General features: G+C 68.5%; 16 protein-coding genes. 8 read left to right on the forward strand and 8 right to left on the reverse strand.

The genetic code is table 11. The features are described 5' to 3' along the window. Positions 1-46: 46 nt before the first annotated feature. The gene (locus tag ACWGLC_RS14060) at positions 47-655 is read left to right on the forward strand and encodes a copper chaperone PCu(A)C (protein WP_452100474.1); all 609 of its coding nucleotides are present in this window, start codon (positions 47-49) and stop codon (positions 653-655) included. Further along, a complete protein-coding gene (locus ACWGLC_RS14065) occupies positions 648-1,904 on the forward strand; it encodes a Dyp-type peroxidase (RefSeq protein WP_452100475.1) in 1,257 nt (418 codons plus the stop codon). Before ACWGLC_RS14060 ends, ACWGLC_RS14065 begins: the two co-directional genes overlap by 8 nt. Positions 1,905-1,945: 41 nt before the next feature. Here ACWGLC_RS14065 and ACWGLC_RS14070 read toward each other — a convergent pair whose 3' ends face one another. The 4 genes from ACWGLC_RS14070 to ACWGLC_RS14085 all read right to left on the reverse strand — a co-directional run bounded on the left by ACWGLC_RS14070 (position 1,946) and on the right by ACWGLC_RS14085 (position 6,418). Next, entirely contained in the window at positions 1,946-2,953 is a 1,008-nt protein-coding gene (locus ACWGLC_RS14070) for an SGNH/GDSL hydrolase family protein (protein ID WP_452100476.1), read from the reverse strand. A 165-nt stretch (positions 2,954-3,118) separates the two neighbouring features. Next, positions 3,119-4,210 carry an SGNH/GDSL hydrolase family protein gene (locus ACWGLC_RS14075; RefSeq protein WP_452100477.1) on the reverse strand — a complete coding sequence of 364 codons (1,092 nt, stop codon included), beginning with the start codon at positions 4,208-4,210 and terminating at the stop codon, positions 3,119-3,121. Positions 4,211-4,354: 144 nt separating this feature from the next. Then, positions 4,355-5,404 (reverse strand): beta-ketoacyl-ACP synthase III, encoded by a 1,050-nt coding sequence (locus ACWGLC_RS14080; RefSeq protein ID WP_452100478.1) that lies wholly within the window; start codon positions 5,402-5,404, stop codon positions 4,355-4,357. A gap of 69 nt (positions 5,405-5,473) precedes the next feature. Beyond that, a complete protein-coding gene (locus ACWGLC_RS14085) occupies positions 5,474-6,418 on the reverse strand; it encodes an SRPBCC family protein (RefSeq protein WP_452100479.1) in 945 nt (314 codons plus the stop codon). A gap of 145 nt (positions 6,419-6,563) precedes the next feature. On the opposite strand from ACWGLC_RS14085, the gene ACWGLC_RS14090 reads away from it, so the two are divergent. Both ACWGLC_RS14090 and ACWGLC_RS14095 read left to right on the forward strand, forming a co-directional pair. After that, positions 6,564-7,985, forward strand: coding sequence for an MFS transporter (locus ACWGLC_RS14090; protein WP_452100480.1), 1,422 nt, complete (start codon positions 6,564-6,566; stop codon positions 7,983-7,985). Continuing rightward, positions 7,982-8,764, forward strand: a complete 783-nt coding sequence (locus tag ACWGLC_RS14095) for a fructosamine kinase family protein (protein ID WP_452100481.1) — start codon at positions 7,982-7,984, stop codon at positions 8,762-8,764. Before ACWGLC_RS14090 ends, ACWGLC_RS14095 begins: the two co-directional genes overlap by 4 nt. A gap of 11 nt (positions 8,765-8,775) precedes the next feature. Here the strand turns inward: ACWGLC_RS14095 and ACWGLC_RS14100 are convergent, their stop codons facing one another. The 3 genes from ACWGLC_RS14100 to ACWGLC_RS14110 all read right to left on the reverse strand — a co-directional run bounded on the left by ACWGLC_RS14100 (position 8,776) and on the right by ACWGLC_RS14110 (position 10,774). Beyond that, positions 8,776-10,038, reverse strand: coding sequence for a PQQ-dependent sugar dehydrogenase (locus ACWGLC_RS14100; RefSeq protein ID WP_452100482.1), 1,263 nt, complete (start codon positions 10,036-10,038; stop codon positions 8,776-8,778). Between the two features lie 226 nt (positions 10,039-10,264). Continuing rightward, entirely contained in the window at positions 10,265-10,438 is a 174-nt protein-coding gene (locus tag ACWGLC_RS14105) for a hypothetical protein (RefSeq protein ID WP_452100483.1), read from the reverse strand. Positions 10,439-10,489: 51 nt separating this feature from the next. Then, positions 10,490-10,774, reverse strand: coding sequence for a PrsW family glutamic-type intramembrane protease (locus ACWGLC_RS14110; RefSeq protein WP_452100484.1), 285 nt, complete (start codon positions 10,772-10,774; stop codon positions 10,490-10,492). Between the two features lie 1,170 nt (positions 10,775-11,944). Here ACWGLC_RS14110 and ACWGLC_RS14115 point away from each other — a divergent pair. Continuing rightward, positions 11,945-12,532: a hypothetical protein gene (locus ACWGLC_RS14115; RefSeq protein ID WP_452100485.1), complete on the forward strand. Its 588-nt coding sequence runs from the start codon at positions 11,945-11,947 to the stop codon at positions 12,530-12,532. A 644-nt stretch (positions 12,533-13,176) separates the two neighbouring features. On the opposite strand, the gene ACWGLC_RS14120 is transcribed toward ACWGLC_RS14115, so the two are convergent. Next, positions 13,177-13,917, reverse strand: coding sequence for an SOS response-associated peptidase (locus ACWGLC_RS14120; protein ID WP_452100486.1), 741 nt, complete (start codon positions 13,915-13,917; stop codon positions 13,177-13,179). A 932-nt stretch (positions 13,918-14,849) separates the two neighbouring features. Between ACWGLC_RS14120 and ACWGLC_RS14125 the strand changes: the two genes are divergently transcribed. From ACWGLC_RS14125 to ACWGLC_RS14135, 3 genes are all read left to right on the forward strand, one after another. Then, positions 14,850-15,458 carry an NYN domain-containing protein gene (locus tag ACWGLC_RS14125; RefSeq protein WP_452100487.1) on the forward strand — a complete coding sequence of 203 codons (609 nt, stop codon included), beginning with the start codon at positions 14,850-14,852 and terminating at the stop codon, positions 15,456-15,458. Between the two features lie 107 nt (positions 15,459-15,565). Next, positions 15,566-16,240 (forward strand): hypothetical protein, encoded by a 675-nt coding sequence (locus tag ACWGLC_RS14130; RefSeq protein WP_452100488.1) that lies wholly within the window; start codon positions 15,566-15,568, stop codon positions 16,238-16,240. Positions 16,241-16,306: 66 nt separating this feature from the next. Continuing rightward, complete coding sequence (locus ACWGLC_RS14135) at positions 16,307-16,906, forward strand: recombinase family protein (protein ID WP_452100489.1); 600 nt, start codon at positions 16,307-16,309, stop codon at positions 16,904-16,906. The last annotated feature ends 132 nt before the right edge of the window (positions 16,907-17,038 follow it).

The following is a 17,038-nucleotide window of genomic DNA, read 5'->3' on the forward strand; positions in this document are numbered from 1 at the left end:
CGCCCACATGCGGCCGGGCGATCACCCCTGTCACCAAAGGACACACATGCGTACCAACCGCACCACCCGTACCGTGGCCGCCGCGGCCGCCCTCGCGCTCGCCCTGGGCCTCGCCGCCTGCTCGGAGGACACCGGAACCACCGGCGCCACCGCCACCGACTCGGCCACCAACGAGCCCGCCGCCACCAGCCAGCCCAACGACGGCGGCGAGTCCGAGGCCGCCGTCGTGATCTTCGAGAACGGCTGGGCCAAGGCCACCGACACCGAGATGAGCGGCGCGTTCGGCACGCTCCGCAACACCGGGGACGTCGAGATCCGCATCACTGGCGTCACCTCACCCGTCAGCGAACGCGTCGAGATGCACGAGACGGTCCCCGGCGGCAGCGGCATGATGATGCAAGAGAAGGAGGGCGGATTCGTCCTGCCCGCCGGCGGGGAGCTGTTCCTCGAGCCCGGCAAGGACCACTTCATGTTCATGGACCTCACCGGGCCCATCACCACCGGCCAGGAGATCCCGATGGTCCTGACGTTCGACGACGGCACCGAGCAGGACATCACCCTCACCGCCCGCGACTTCAAGGGCGGCGAAGAGGAGTACGTCGGCGACAACCACGGCAGCCACGGCGGCGGGGAGGGCGCGAACCACGATGGCTGACCGCACCTCTCGCGGTCTGTCCAGGCGGTCGGTGCTCACCGGCGGCGTCGCGGCGGTCGTGGGGGGTGGCGCCGCCGGCGCCCTCGCCGGATACACGGGGCGCGGTGTCGTCGACGACGACGAGGCGGTCACCTGGAAGACGGTGGCCGACTCCCGCGTGGTCGGCTCGGCCTCGGAACCGTTCTACGGTCCCCGGCAGGCGGGCATCACCACGGCACCGCAATCGCATGCCGCCTTCGTAGGGTTCGACATCGTTCCCGGCGCCACCCGTACCGAGGTCCAGGGCGTCCTACGCGCCTGGTCCCAGGACGCGGCGCGGCTCACCCAGGGGCGCCCCGGACTGGCCGACCTCGAACCCGAACTGGCCGTGGACCCGGCACGGCTCACCGTGACCATCGGACTCGGGCCCGGCTTCTTCGACGCGATCGGGATGCCGGACAAGCGACCCGAGTGGCTGCAACAGTTGCCGGCATTCCCGCAGATAGATCAGCTCGAGGACCGCTGGTCGGAAGGCGATCTGCTGCTGCAGATCTGCGCCGACGACCCGCTGATCGTCGCGCACGCCGCCCGCATCCTGGCCTCCGGGGTGCGGGGGGTGGCGCGGCAGAAGTGGGCCCAGCGCGGCTTCCGTAAGGCCGTGGGCACCGACCCGTCCGGGCGGACGCAGCGCAACCTGTTCGGGCAGATCGACGGCACCGTCAACCCGACGCCGGAGGGGGACACGGACTTCGACCAGATCCTCTACTCCGACGGCAGCGATCAGCGGTGGATGCGGGGCGGTTCGGCACTCGTGCTGCGGCGTATCCGCATGACGATGGACACCTGGGAGGAGATCGACCGCAACTCCCGCGAACTGTCCGTCGGCCGCACGCTCGACACGGGGGCGCCGCTCACCGGCACCGCCGAGCATGACCCCGCTGATTTCGAGGCCATCGACGACGTGGGGCTGCCGGTGATCCCGCCCGAGTCACACATGGCCCGGGCCCGGCAGTTGAACCGGGGTGAGGCCATGCTCCGGCGGCCGTACAACTACGACGACCCGCCGGAAGGCGGCGAGATCAGCAACACCGGACTGCTGTTCACCGCCTACATGGCCGATCCGGTGCGCACCTATATCCCGGTGCAGCAGCGGCTCGCCGAGCAGGACGCCCTCAACACGTGGACGATCCCCATCGGGTCGGCGGTGTTCGCGATCCCGCCCGGGGCGCCCGAGGGCGGGTACGTGGGGCAGGGGCTCTTCGAGGGCTGATGTCCCGGCCGTTAGCGGCTGCGCTCTGACGCCAGCTGGAGTCAGAGAGCAGCTGCGATCGCCGCTGCCATGGCCTCCTGGCCCAGGGCTGTGGGGTGGAACGGCGCGGTGTAGTCCGGAGTTCCCGCAAATGACGTCCAGCGCTGGTCTGCGGGGGCGCACGCACTGCGGTCGACATCTGAGGTGGGCATCACCGAGACGTGACCGTTGCGCTCGGCGGCCGTGTCGACCGCATCGTTGATGTCCTCGGTGATCTCGCGGGCCCAGTCGAGATTTGCCTCGCCGATCGCATCGGTGAGTTCGCAGCCGTCCTCGTCGGAAGCGGGCATGAGCGGCAGGTACTGGGTCGCGACGACCGTGGCGCTCGGTGAGGTTTCGGCAATGCCGTCGTAGACGTCATCGACCGAGCCGTCTTCGCCGAACGTCGCCGAGATGGCGGCCGCGACTGTCGCGCCCATTGCTGCTCGACAGTCGACAGGGGTGCCGACGGTGCCGGACATGATGCACTCGACGATCTTGCCGAAACCGACATCGTTGCCGCCGATCGACAGGGTGACCAGGTCGGTGTCGGGTGCGAGCGTGGTGATCTGCGGCGGCGCGCCCTCAACCTGCGTCACGGTGAGGATGTCCGGCACCTCCGCTCCGCCACAGGTCGAGTCGGTGAGGTCGCCGACCGCGGGGTAGGACGCCAGCTGATGCGGGTAGTTCGCCAGGCTCCGCGCGCACCCCGCCGGGCCGCCGGCCGGCTCGCGATTGTCGCCCAACGCCGCATAGGAGTCACCCAACGCGACGTATTCGCCGTACGCGGGCGCGGCCAGCGAGCCGAACGGGCCGAGCGAGCCCGTGGAGCTGCCGGGGGCGTCGGTGGTGGAGCCGAGCGAGCTGACGGCGATCGTGCCGTCCGCCTCGGCGGTGGACTGCGCGGCCGAGATCGGTGCGACGGCCAGCGTGAGGGCCGCGCCCACGGCGAGCGCGCCCGTCAGGCGAGACGCGGTGCGGCGGGGGGAGATAGAGGGCGATGGGAAGGGACGACGACGAGGTGTGAGCATGCTCACAGTGTGCTCCCGCCGGAGCCCCGTCAAAGGCGAAACGCTTCGCCTCGGGACTGGTGTGGCAGGTGGGGCGGATAATGGCCGTGCTAACCGGAATCGTCTACCTCGTCGTCGTCGTCGTCGTTGTCGTCGGGTTCGTCGGGCTCGTCGCTCCCCCGACGGCTACGCCTCCAGCCCCGCCAGGACCCGGTCGGCGACGTGGGCGTGCCCGACGGTCGTCGGATGCACCGGCGCGGCGCCGGTCTCGACACCGAGCAGGTCGACGCGGCGGGTGTCGGCCGGCGCGCACATGGAGTGGCCGGGCTCGTCCGGGATGACCACGGTCGCGCCGTTGCGTTCGGCGGCGGCCTGAACCACGTCGTTGAGATCGTTCTGGAACGTGCGCACCTTGTCGCGCTCGTCCCGGGTCGCGGCCATGAGCGGCTCGCACGCCGGCGACGAGGCGATGGTCGCGTCGTCCTCCGGCATGGCCGCCAGGTAACCGGTCGTCACGACCCGGGCGTCGGGGGAGCGGCGCGCGATCTCCGCATAGACCTCGTCCAGGTGGGTGTCGAGCTCGGCGAGGGCCGCGGTGGCCTGCCGGTCGATCACGTCCGCGCAGCCGGTGGTGGTGTCGAAGTCCTCGGCGACGGGACCCGTCACGGCGTCGATCACCGGCAGGAACGGCGCGGCCGTGTTGGTGCGGACCGCGCACGCCACGAGCACTGCGCCGAAGCCCACGTCGTTGCCGCCGATCGACAGCGAGACCAGGTCGGTGTCCTCGGTCAGCGCGTCGAACTGCGCCGGGACACCCTTGTCCGGGGCCCACAGATCGTCGGTCACCGCCCCGCCGCACGAGGCGTTGACGAACGTGCCGACCCCCAGCTCGCGGGCCACGACATTCGGGTAGGCGTCGTCGGTCCGGACGCAGGTGACCGGGCCGGCGCTCCACGCGCCCGGGACGATGCGGCCGACCGCCGCGTACGAGTCGCCGAGCGCCACGTAGCGGGCCGGGCCCGAGCCGTCCCCCGAGGTCACGGCCGGTCCGAGGCCGGAGCTGCTGACCTGGCCCGCGATGTTCTCACCGAGCGCCTGCGATGAGCCGCCGAACTGCTCGGCCGTCGAGCCTGTCGCCGGCGGTGCCGCCGGAATCGGGGGAGCGGCGGCGACGGTGGGGGCCATCGCGACCATCGACACGGTCAGGGCGGATACGGCGACGGCAGCGGCACCGGACGCCAGTAGGCGAGCCGACCGCGGTGAGGGAGATGTGAACATAGCCACACTTTCGCACGAATGCCCACTGGACGGGTGGGGCAACTTTGTCCATGTCGGGGCGAAAGCGAAGGCCCCGGTTCACCACTGGGAACCGGGGCCGACAGCCGGAGGGCTGCAAGGGGCCGCGAGGGGCCGGGCTGCGCGTCAGTTGGCGGGCGGCTTCGCGGGCAGACGCACGACCTGACCCGCGTAGGACAGGCCTGCGCCGAAGCCGATCAGCAGCGCGATCTGGCCGGGCTCGGCCTGACCCTCGCGGAGCATGGTCTCCATCGCGAGCGGAACCGAGGCGGCCGAGGTGTTGCCCGTCTGCTCGATGTCATTGGCGATCGCCACCGACTCCGGCAGGCCGAGATGCTTGGCCATGGCCGAGTTGATGCGGCCGTTGGCCTGGTGGGGGATGAACGCCTGGATCTGCTCGGCGGTCACGCCGGACGCCTCGAGTGTGCGGGCCGAGGCCTTGGCGATCTGCACCGCGGCCCACCGGAAGACCCGCGAGCCGTCCATCGTGACGTACGGCTGATCGGTGGCGCCCTGCTTGGCGTCGGCGATGAGGGTCTTCCAGTCCTTGGTCTGGGTGATCGCGTCGGCCTGCTCGCCGTCCGAGCCCCAGACGACCGGGCCGACGTCGTTGCCCTCGTCGGACGGGCCCACCACGACTGCTCCCGCGCCGTCGCCGAAGATGAACGCCGTGTTGCGATCGGTCATGTCGAGGCCATCGCTCATCCGCTCGACGCCCACGACCACCGCGTAGCGGGCGCCGCCGCCGCGGATGACGTTGGTGGCCACCGCCAGGCCGTAGCCGAAGCCCGCGCAGCCGGCCGTGATGTCGAACGCCGGGATGCCGTTACGGCCGATCGCCATAGCGACCTTGGGGGCCGCGTGCGGGACCTGGGCCTCGTACGTTGACGTGCACAGGATCACCAGGTCGATCAGCTCGGGATCGACGCCCGCGGACTCCACGGCCTTCTTGGCGGCCTCGCCGGACATGTAGATGACGGACTCATCGGGACCCGCGAACCGCCGGTTGAGGATGCCCGAGCGCTCGTAGATCCACTCGGAGGTCGAGTCGATGTGCTCGCAGATCTCCTCGTTGCTCACCACCCGCTCCGGGCGGTAGGCGCCGATACCCAGCAGCCTGGAGCCGGACGCGCCCTCGCCTGTCGCGATGGTCACGGTGTCGTTGGAATCCGCCATGGGCGATCTCACTTCTCGTAGATGTACGTCGATCGTGCTCCCCGCCACGATACTGACCCGGCTCAGGAATTACCCATCGATGAGCGCCTCGAGCCAGGTCCGCCAGCGCGTCGCGTCCCATGTCGGTTCCACGTCGACGGCCGCCGCACCCAGCGGGGCGCCGTCCCCGCCGGGGGCATCGACGTACTCGTACAGCCGCACCGCCAGCGCCGCCCGGTCCGCCGCGTCCTCGTGCGTCTCGCCCGCGGGGAACGCGAACAGCTCCAGCATCCCGTCGACCGGAGCGGAAAGGATCAACGCCATCGACGCGGTCGCTTCCGTCGCCACGATGCCGCCGACCTCGCCCCACCGGGCCACGGCGCCGGTGCTCGCCGAACCTCCACCGCCGGCTCCCGCCGCAGGTGCCACGAGCTGCGCGTTCACCCGCGCCCACAACTCCGGCACCGTCATCGCGACCGGATCGGTGGCCGCGTCGACGGTCGCCACCCCGTCGGCGGGGCGGTGGGTCAGGCGATGCGCCAGGACGGTCAGTGACTGGGACCAGCCGGCGACGCTGCCGTCGACCGACTCCACCGCGAGCTGGCCGTCCGAATCGAATCCCGACCGCAGCGTCAGCACGGAGCCGCCCTCGCCGTCGGAGGTGATCTCGCACGAGGTCTCCCACGGCGGCACCGGCACACCCTCGCCCATCCAGTCGCGCTCGGCGTACGCGAAGCGGCCGGGCACGCTGTCGGCGGGCGGCGTGTAGTCGGTGATCTCGCCGACGGTCGCGGTGAGCATGGCCTCGGCGGCCGCCTCCGGCCCGGTCGTGGGGTCGGGCGCGCCAGGGTCGGCGAACTGGACGATCCGGCCGCCCACCTGCGGCTCGAGCGCGCACGGGACGAACCACGAACTGATGCCCTCGCCGGTGGCCACCGCGTCGAACACGACCGGGGGCGGGACCGGCAGCGGCACACTGCACACCACGCGGCGCCCGTCGTCGTCGACCTCTACGCCCGCCGTGACCTGGTACATGTCCATTCCTGCCCGCCCTTCGCCCGATACCCGCCCAACGCTACCGGCGCCGTCCGTCCGGCTCGCGCCCGACCGGCCAGCACGGTCGTCGGCACGGTCGGCGGGGCGAGTGCCGCAGTGTGCGATGCGGATTAGGGTGGCGGGCGTGACCTCGACGAGCCCGCCGGGAGACCGCGGAGCCGGCAGCACCGCCGGAGCCGACCACGACCGCAACTACGACGACGACGCCGTCTCCACCGACGCCGCCCACCGCCCGATCGCGGCCACCGCGCTGCTGTTCGCTGCCAACGGCGCGATCTTCGGCGCCATCGTGCCCCGGCTGCCCGATCTCAAGGACGCCCTCGAGCTCAGCCCGGCGCTGTTCGGGTTGGCCATGGCCTGCTACCCGGCCGGCGCGTTGTTCGGCGGGCTGTTGACGCCCGTTCTCATGCGACAGCGCTCCGACGGGGCGGTGGCCGTGGGCACGATGATCGCCGCCTCGGTGGTGGCGGCGCTGGTCGGCTTCTCGCCGGTCGTCGCGGTGTTCGCCGGGCTGTTGTTGCTGTTCGGGGTGTGCGACGCCATCACCGACGTGTCGATGAACGCGCACGGCATCCGGGTGCAGCTGCGGCACGGGCGGTCGCTGATCAACCGGTTCCATGCGGTGTGGTCGCTGGGCGCGGTGCTCGGGGCGGCCGGCGGATCGCTGTCGGCCGGGTTCGGCGCGCCGGTGCAGGTGCAGATGATCGGCGCCGCGATCGTGTGCGCGGCCGCGGCGGCTGCGGCGTATCCGATGCGGCTGGGCCCGCCCGTCGCGGAGGACGAGTACGGGCGCGACCTCGACCGGGCACATGACACCGATACCGCCTCCACCAGGCACGACGCCGCATCGCACGATGCCGCAGCGCACGGGGCAACGCCCTCACCCGCCCAGTCGGTCGACCCCGTCGTGCGGCGGCGGCTGCCGGGCGGCCGCGCGTTGTTGCTACTGGTGGCGTTGGGTCTCTTCGCGTGCTGTGCCGAGATCGTCGAGGACTTCGCCCAGACCTGGTCGGCGCTGTACCTGCGGGACGTCGCCGCGGTCGGCGCGGGCGTGGCCGGGCTCGGCTTCATCGCGGTGCAGGGCGCGCAGCTGATCGGCCGGCTCACCGGCGACAGGCTCGTCGAAGGCTTCGGCGCCGTCCGCGTGGGCCGGATGGGTGGCGTCTGCGTGGTGCTGGGCGCGGGCGCGGCGCTGACCGGCTCGTTCGCGCTCGACGGACCCGCGATGGTGGCCGTGCTGCTGGCCGGGTTCGCCGTGGCCGGCTGGGGCATCGCGACGATCATCCCCGGCGCGATGGTCGGCGCCGATTCGGTTCCCGGCCTACCCGACGGCGCCGGCCTGGCCGTCCTCAACTGGGTCATGCGCCTCGGCTTCCTGCTGGCCCCGCCGCTGGTCGGGCAGATCGCCGAGTACGCCGGGATGCGGTGGACCGTCACGCCGATGATCGTCGGGGGCGTGCTCGTCGCTGTGCTCGCCGGGCCACTCCTCGGCCCCTCGGCGGGCCCTGATCGCGCCACGCGTCCCGAGCGCGAGGCGGCGGGATGAGCGGCCGCGCATCGCAGCCGTTCGTCAAACGCGGCTCAGATCACGGTTCCGACTTCTTCCGCCACGAGGCCGCGGGACTGCGGTGGCTCGCCGCGGCGCCCGGCGGGCCCCGCGTGGTCGAGGTGTGGGGAGTCGACGACGACGAGATCGTGCTCGAGCGGATCCCCGACGGTCGCGCGAGTTCGGACGGAGCCCTGCGGTTCGGCCGGTCACTGGCGGCGATGCATGATGCCGGCGCCGCCGGATGGGGCGCACCGGCCGGAGACTGGGCGGGCCGGTGTTTCATCGGCAACCGACCCCAGGAATGCGTGCCCACAGACTCGTGGGGTGAGTTCTATGCCGAGCAGCGGGTCCGCCCGTTCGTCCGGATCGCCGTGGATCTCGGAGTGCTCGGCGGCGCCGAGCTGGCGGTGGTGGAGCGGGCCTGCGACCGCGTGGCCTCCGGCGAGCTCGACGACCCGGCCGACCGTCCCGCCCGCCTCCACGGCGACCTGTGGACGGGAAACGTGCTGTGGACGCCGGACGGGGAGGCGGTGCTCATCGACCCCGCCGCCCACGGCGGCCATCGCGAAACCGATCTGGCGATGCTCGCCCTGTTCGGCGCGCCGCACCTGGACCGGATACTGCACGGATATGACCAGGCACGCCCCTTGACGGAGGGCTGGCGCGACCGCGTGCCGCTGCACCAGCTGCATCCGCTGGCCACCCACTCGGCGGGGCACGGCGCCGGCTACGCGGTCGCGTTGGCCGACGCCGCCCGCGAGGTCCTACGGCTGTAGGCCTGCCGCGGTTACTCGGCGGCGGCGGGGCTGATCCGCAGGACCTCGTCGTTGCCGCCGCCGTTGGAGGTGGTCACCAGCAGCGAGCCGCCCGGTTCCGGGGTGATGGACCGCATCCGGCCGTGGACGTCGCGCAGGAGCGTCGCCATCTCGGTGACCGAGTTGCCGTCCGGGGACAGCTTCATCAGGACGATCTGGCTGGTCTTGAGCATCGCTACCGCGATCGCGCCGTTCCACTCGCCCCACGCGGGGTCGTCGAGGAACGTCATCCCGCCCGGCGCCAGCGTCGGGGCGCCCGAGCTCCAGACCGCCGACACCGCATCCGGGAATGCGCCGGTGTCGGTCATGGGGACGTCCTGGTTGTATTCGCCGCCGCGGTTCGGGTTCCACCCGTAGTTGCCGCGTGGCTGCACAAGATTGACCTCGTCGTCGACATTCGGGCCGTGCTCCGCGGAGTAGATGCGATCGGTGCCGGGCTGTGCGGCGAGTCCCTGCACGTTGCGGTGGCCGATCGTCAGAACGGGGGAGTCGTCACTGATGGTGTCCGCGGCGGGCGAGCCGTCGCCGTTGACGTGCAGGATCTTCCCGGCGAGCGAGTCCGGATCCTGCGGGCCCGGGCCGGAGAACGTGTCGCCCGTGCCGATGTACAGCGAGCCGTCGGCCATGGGCAGGATGCGGCAGCCGGAATGGAATCCGCCCTCGCTGAGCGGGATGCCGTCGACGACCACCCGCGGCGACTCGATCGCAGACCAGTCGCTCGTCGCGGTCCAGGCGGTGACCCGGTTGTCGTTGTGGTCGGCCGAGGAGTGACACGTGTAGAGCTCGCGGCTGGTCTCGAAGTCCGCAGCCAACGCGATCCCCATCAGCCCGCTCTCGGCCTCGTTGAACACCGGACCGAGGTCGGCCTGGATGGCCGACTTATCGCCGCCGGGACGGATCGCGTACAGCGCGCCCGAGCCACGCTCTCCGGTGACGACGACGCCACTCGGATCGCGGGCCACGTCCCACGGGATCGTGAATCCGTCGGCCAGCACATCGACCTCGACCTCCGGGCCGGGGGACAGGGGGCGCTCCGGGGCCAGGGATCCGAGAGAGTCGGTGCTGGACCCGACGGGTCCACCGCCCGGGATCATGCTCTGCGCACACGCGGTGAGTGGCAGCGCGACGGTCACCGCGGCAGCGGCGGCCACGGCGGAGAGCGTCCGCGGGAGTGCGGAGGGGCCGACGGCGATCGTGCGGAGAGAGGGCTTGCGGTGGTCGGTGGCGAGGGACACGAGCACTCCTGTGGGGTGGGTTCCGGGAGGGCGGGTGAGTCGCCCTGCGCCCGAACTTATTCCATCCGGGATGACGACGACACCGGATCCTCTGACGCCCACCGCTCACGGGTCGCCGCAGGCACACCCCAGGGCGCGAGCCGGGGACGCCACGACCGCGGGGCGGTGTCGACAGCGGTCGGCGGCGTGAGCTCCCGCAGAACGTGGCGGAGGACGAGGAACGTGATCACCGCGGCGATGATTTGCCCACGAGGGCGCTCACGGCGACGTCGGTCATGGACAGGTCGCGGTCCGTGGTGAGGTTCTCGGTTCCCCGCTGCTGCGACGAGAACAGGCCGTCGTGCAGCGAGTGCAGTCCCGCGGCGACGAGCCACCCGACCAGCCCGGCCCAGGTCAACACCCGGCCCGACCGATGGGCTGCCAACCAGATCGCGCCGGCGGCGATGGCGGCCTACAACGGATGGGAGATCTCCGCGAGCGGGCGGACAAGCGACTGCAGCAGGTGACTGTTGGCGCCGCTGCCCCCGCTGACGTACTGCAGACCCTCGCCGACCCCGAACACCGCTGCGCTGACCAATACCATCAGCACGCCGGCGCGGGGATCTCCGAACCGCGTGCGGGCGAACACCAACAGCAGCACGGGGACGGCGATCTTGCAGGTCTCCTCGATGGGCCCCGAGAGCCACAGATCGAGCGCGAACGGCATCCGCAGATGTGGTTCGAGTCTGCCCCTCAAGTAGGAACGCCACCGCCAGCCCGATGAGCCCGGAGACCACGTCGGCCCCGATGATCACGGGAAGGTCCGCCACCTCGGCGAACCGCAGCCGCGGGCGGAACAGGAGCACGATCCCCGAGAGGGCCAGGATGAGACCGACCGCTACCGGGGCGATCCACCACGCGGATTCGCCGGAGTTCCACATCGCCCCGGCGGCCGCCGTGATCACGACGCCCGCGACGATCAGCCAGAACCACGGCCGGGTGAGGAACTCCAGCGGCCGGCGGTGGGCCGGGAGGAAGGAACCGCCGGGTCCGCCACGTGGTGACCGGTCCAGGCCCGACCGTCCCACTCCGCCGCACTCTCGGCCGGGCCGTACGGATACCAGCCAGGGGCCGGCGCAGTCGTGGTCAATTCCTCGCTCCATCCCGGTCTTTGCAGGTCAGGCGCCTACTCAGGTGATGAAGCGGATGTTACTCGGCCGCCGAGCGAAAATGCCGGAACTGTCGGTTGCTTAACAGTGTGTCAATCTCGTGCTGACCCAGCAGGGCGTTGTCACGAGAGTGTCAGTTGCGAGTTGTCGCGAGGTCGGCAGGATCCGAGCCAAGGGGACGATCCAAGAAGCGCTGGTGCTGAGAGGGCTCACGCATCCGAGACTATTTTGGACTGCCCCTACGGCCAGGATTCAAGCGATCCCCACCGACGTTCTTACTGGGCTGAGTCTGGTGCGGCTCCTCGTTCTCTCAGAGAATCCGTTCGCTTCAGATAAGTACACCCATGCGGGACGGATGGCGTCACGCCGTCGTTGTGACTTTCACCGGTAACTGGCGGGGATCTTCGGGCGCTTTGCGGCGGTGCCTGTGGCGAGGGTTGCCGGCGTTCCTTTCGGACAGGGTGGCGGGTCATACTATCGAAGGGCCTCGACGGGGAACGTTCTAGTTGTATGGGCGGCCGGTGCGGGACCGGTCGATGGCTGGCGATCGTTGGGGCGTCGGGCGGTGCAGCCGGAGTGTCTGCGACGCCTTGGCTGCGGGACGGTGACCTCGCGATGCAAACTCTTGCGCTCAATCCGGGTCAAGCCTGTGGTAGTCGCCCTTTCAATGCATCAGGCGGTGAAACGGCCCGAGGGCGTACGCTCCCGTCGAGCACAGCGAGGGCGTCGGGACGACGAGAAAACGACGAGGAGAAGCTATGGCGGAAGACCAGCCGCAGGATTCTCTTGCGGCGCACTGGGCTCAGCTCGCCGTTATCGGACTCCTGGCGTGGCTCGTGGGGGCCATTCCCGGAGTCCTAGCCGGGGCCGCCGTCTGTCAACGGATTCACGAGCAGTATCGCGCGACCTACGGTGTCACTCCGGATGGGCTGGGATGCGCGGTGCCCGGTGCCGCTTCGTGGGCACTGTTCACCGTCGTCATTTTCGCTCTGGCGGTGTGGTGGGGCTCCAGTCGGGAAATTCCGCTGGCAAGGCTTCGTCTGGGTCGGTCGATGCTCGCCGTTGCATCAGCGTGGTTCGTCGTCCCTGCAGTCGTGTTCCTCGTTGTCGGTGCACAACCTGGCACCGAGGACAGGGCTTGGGTCCTCGGCGCCGGGACGGCCTATTTCACTGCCACAGTCTGCGCAGGAATAGGTGCATGGCCCACAAGGCACCTGGCCAAGCCCGCCGCAGCAGTTGCCACGCTTTTCGCGACAGCTCCGATTCTGTTCTTTCCGGTGCACAAGGTATTCGGCGTTCTCGTGGCCGTTGTGCTCACTGCTCCGAGAGCTTGGCCAAGCGGCTAAAGCTCCGCGCTCTCGATGAGGGGGTTCGCGCCAACGAAGTCGTAATCAAGGCGCTGGAGCGATATTTGGACGACTCGAGTCAGTAGAGCACTATAGCGCTACGGCGCTATAGCACTCATGTGTCACAATGCGTGTGAGCGGATGAACGTCGGAAGATCTACATGGCCAATGTCAGCAGTCCGAACCGCGAGTTATCTCACTACCTACTTGCTGCACCTTGCGACGCTCCCGACCATCTCTCCTGACCAGTTCGAGGAGATCGCCGCCGCCCTGGACTGCACCCCGGCAGCAATAGTCGTCGCGTGGCGGCGGACTTCATTGCCGATCGCAACCTGCATTGACCGGCCCACTGTCGGAGACAGTGCCTACAGTGCCTCGCATGGACGAGCTGCACGGCCCCATTCGGCAGGCAGCCGACCAAGTAGGGGAGGCCTTCTTTCTCGAGCTGCTGCGCTGGCACCGCGCCGTGACTGGCCTGCCTGACCTTGACTGGTCCGGCCAGGGCGCCTACAGGACCGCCGTTACCGAGCTCGGCGAGGAACGCGCTGCCGACCTGCTCCGGGACCTACGGCGAGCTGCCCGCGACCCGCTCCGCCACCGCCATGGAGCCGACGGAAAACCCCGCTACCGAGCGGGTCGCGCGGTCAGTGACCAGCACCCCTGCCAGTAACCGGTTTGATTAGGTCGGCATCGTGCCGGTCCAGGGTGCGGACGTTGTTGATCGCCCGGGACACCGGGCGGGTCCGCAGCGTTGCTGCGACTGCCCGGGATTCAACGTCGAGTAGATCGAGCAGTCCCGGGGCGTGGTCTTTGCCGATCTTGTCCGGGTCGAGCCAGGTGTCCCACGCGGTGGGGGAGAGGAACACCGGCATCCGGTCGTGGACCTCGCCCGCGGCGTCTTCGCCGGTGCGGGTGATGATCGTAAACGTTGGCCGCCACTCGTCCTCGTCGGTTTCTCGATGAAAGGCGAGTAGGCCGGCCGCGAGCAGGAGCTCGTCGCCAGGGGCATGGACGTAGCTGGGATTCTTCACCTTCTTGTCGTCCTCAACTGCCTCTTGCCACTCGAAGTACCCGGTCATCGGCACCAAGGCCCGCGCCGTGGAGAACGCCGAGCGGAACATGCCGTTGGTGGCCACCCCCTCGAGGCGGGCGTTGATCGGTCGTGGCCCCTTCTCCTTGGCCCACGACGGGCGCAGGCCCCACGTGGGCAGGAACGCCTCACGCACCCGATAATCACCGACCAGACGATCTCGAACCACCGGCGCCCGAGTACGAGGAGCAACCGAATAGGCCGGTGCCCACTCGAAACCCGGCTCAGTCCCGTCGAGATCCAGGGCGTCGACAAGCTCAGCACCAGATACGGCTACTGAGTAGCGACCACACATGCCGGAACAGTAACAGCGACACCGTCGATTCGACGCCGACCAGCGATCACGACGGGAAGCGTTCTATCGGCACCCCAACTGATTCCGCTCTCAATGTGGTCTGCAGCTCTCGGTGGGGCGTAGCAGCTCGTTGATTGGCGACTGCGATCTGTGGCGGAGTCCTCCTTGAACCCGCTCCTCGGAGGGGGTCTACGTCTTCCGAACGAAGGCGAAATCGGACTCAGTGGCACCGGGAGCCACTCAATCCGAGAATTTACGTTAGATAAAACTGATCTAACTGGGGGGCGTCCGTGGCGGGGTTGCGGTCCTGCATCTGGCGCCTTGGCAGGCTCCCGCGAGATCGCGCTCGAGCGTCCAGCCGTTGCCGGGCGGCCCCTCGTGACCCCCACCGGGCACGAATCGCGCGAGGCCTCGAGGGGGGTGGTGACCGGGCTCTGCCAAACAAAGCTGCAGATAGGGGGCCCGCGCGGCATTTCGACTCTTATTACTCCATGGTTGCCGACCCATAAAGGAAAGATATTAACTTCGTTTAAAGTATTCGAGAAACATTTAAAAATCAAGATGCAAAATGCCCATCTTTGAAGGCGCAATAATTCGGGGATTAAGTCCATTATTTCCCGGAAAAACTACACCCCGGCGAGCGCTCAGACGACGCCATAGACGCAGTTGGATGCGTCCGTAAACTATGTCCAAAACTGGCATTTTCGCAGCGTGTTGAGCGCGGTGGGGCAGTTGCGCGACGGCTCTTTCTGAGTATGGTCATTCTTGTGAGTGGGTGACGGTGGGCGGCCCGATAGGGTGCGGCCCGAGGCGTTGGAGATAATTCAACAGGGATATGAAGATTGCTTCCGGGCAATGGTTTAACGCGATGAGTTTCCCATTCACAACACATTGAACAGAATGATCTCAATATGTCATTGAAAGGACATGAAATGAACCAGAACAACAACGTCATCTCTCTGCCTCAGAACGTGGCCGTCGTCATCGACGGATGGAACGCACTCCGCGGTGCGGATCAGGTGCTGGACTTCGGGGACCAGATCGACCGGTATGTGCTCGACTTCGGCAAACTCGCCGACGAGATCGCAGCTCAGCGCAATCGTCCCTCTCGGGTCGTATCGGTCACGGTCGTGATCGGCGTCCATAACCGGGCGCAAAACCCCAGGGCCAGGATGATCGCGGATCAGAACATCCGTTTCTGGCAGCGCGACAAGCGGGTTCAGGTCATCGCCTTCGAAAACCATTGGGAGAGCGGGATCGAGAAGGGCGTCGATATGGAGCTCGGGCTGCAGGTCATGGATCAGGCCAGCGATCCGAAGGTGGACTCGGTGGTGGTGTTCTCAGCCGATCGCGACCTGCAGCCCGCAGTAGATCGGGCGGTATCCAAGCCCGGAGCGCACATCGAGCTCGCCCGATGGGAAGGGCAAAGCGCGGGCCTATGGATCCGCCAGGGCAATGGCAAGCCCGGCTGGTGCCACTGGCTCGGATCCGAGACCTTCCACAAGGTCGCGACCCCTCGAGGCCACCAGCTCGCGGCGTAACCCCACGCCCACCGCACCACACCACACCACAGCATCCGGGGCCGCCGACACCACAGTGCAGGCGGCCCCGGCCACTGCTCCATGAAACCGAGAGAAAAGAGAACCCAATGAATGACCACAACATCACCGAAGCCCTCAGCAACGCCGTCATCGACGCTGCTACCGACCGCATGGCTCTGGCGGACGTCGCCGGCATCGTCAAGGTGGCCCTGGTCGACATCATCAACGAGTCGACCGTCAGCAAATGGGCGACCACCTGCGAGCGAGATCAGTTCCTGGCCCTGGCCACCTACCTCATGCGCGCGAGCAGCCTGGTCCACCTGGGGGCGATCATGCTCGACATGGGGGAACGCGACGAGGCGTGGACCCTGATTAACGGAGCAGTCCGGCCGATCGAAGAGCTGCTCATCGTGGGACACGGGTTCGACGGGGACGACACCGCAGCCAGTTACCTCCAGCTGGACACCCTCGCGACCGCCGTCGAGCGAGGCAGCAAGCCCAGACTCGAGCCGCGGCTGGTCGACGGCAACCACCACACGCGCGCACAGGCCGTCTCGCTCATCACCGACGCCCGCCTGGGGCGCGCACCGGAAGTCTTCCTCGACGAGGAACGCCTCGACGCCCGCTTCGTGCGCACCGGCTGGGACCTCATCACCACAGGCGCATCCTGCATCGAGGACCACATCTGCGACTGGGACCTGATGGACGACATCAACGCCCTGAACCAGGCCCTCGCCCAGGCCCACGCTCTGCACGAGGACACCTACCCGTCCGCAGCCTGAGCACCTCCGCTCCCCGGCCCCTGAACTGCAAGGGGTCGGGGAGCGCGGGTTGCTATATTCACCCTCATGCGGATCGGATACGGGCGAATCTATCCCACCGATACCGATCCTGAACACCAGAACGAGGCCCTAGCCGCCACCAACTGCCAGCAGATCTTCCTCGACGACGCCCGCGAAACCGGCGCCGCCCAACCACAACTGGCCACCGCGCTCGAGAACCTCAACCCTGGCGACACCCTCGTTGTGACCAGCCTCGACCGCTTCGCACGCCACGCCACCGCCCTCGTCGACCACGTCACCGCCATCGACGCCCGCAATGCCCACCTGCACATCCTCGACAAACAACTCCACACCGAGCTTGATGCCGAACGCATCTTCCTTCGAACAATCCTCGCTCTCGATGATGTCAACACCATCGGACGCTCCCACCGCATCCGAACCGGCATAGCCAAGTCGGCAGACAACGGCAAGCGCCCCGGACGGCCCCAAATCAAGTTCTCCAAGAAACAGAAAGTCATCATGGAGCTCTTGTACGCCAAGGACGAACACGGAAACCGTCGATACACCGTCACTGAAATCGCACGTGAAGCACGCGTCAGCCGCGCCACCGTCTACAGATACATCGACCGTTTCAAGAACGTCGGCGCGAACGTGCTGGAGATCTAAAGATCAACCGAACCCCGCTCAAGCGCCGAGACCTGCAAATCTCCCCAACTTCACGGTATTTACGCGCACCGGCTAGCTGTGATGTCCAGGGAGGTTGGTCAGTCGGGTGACCGGTGGCTGGCCTCCGAGGGC

Source organism: Dietzia sp. NPDC055877, assembly GCF_053615975.1.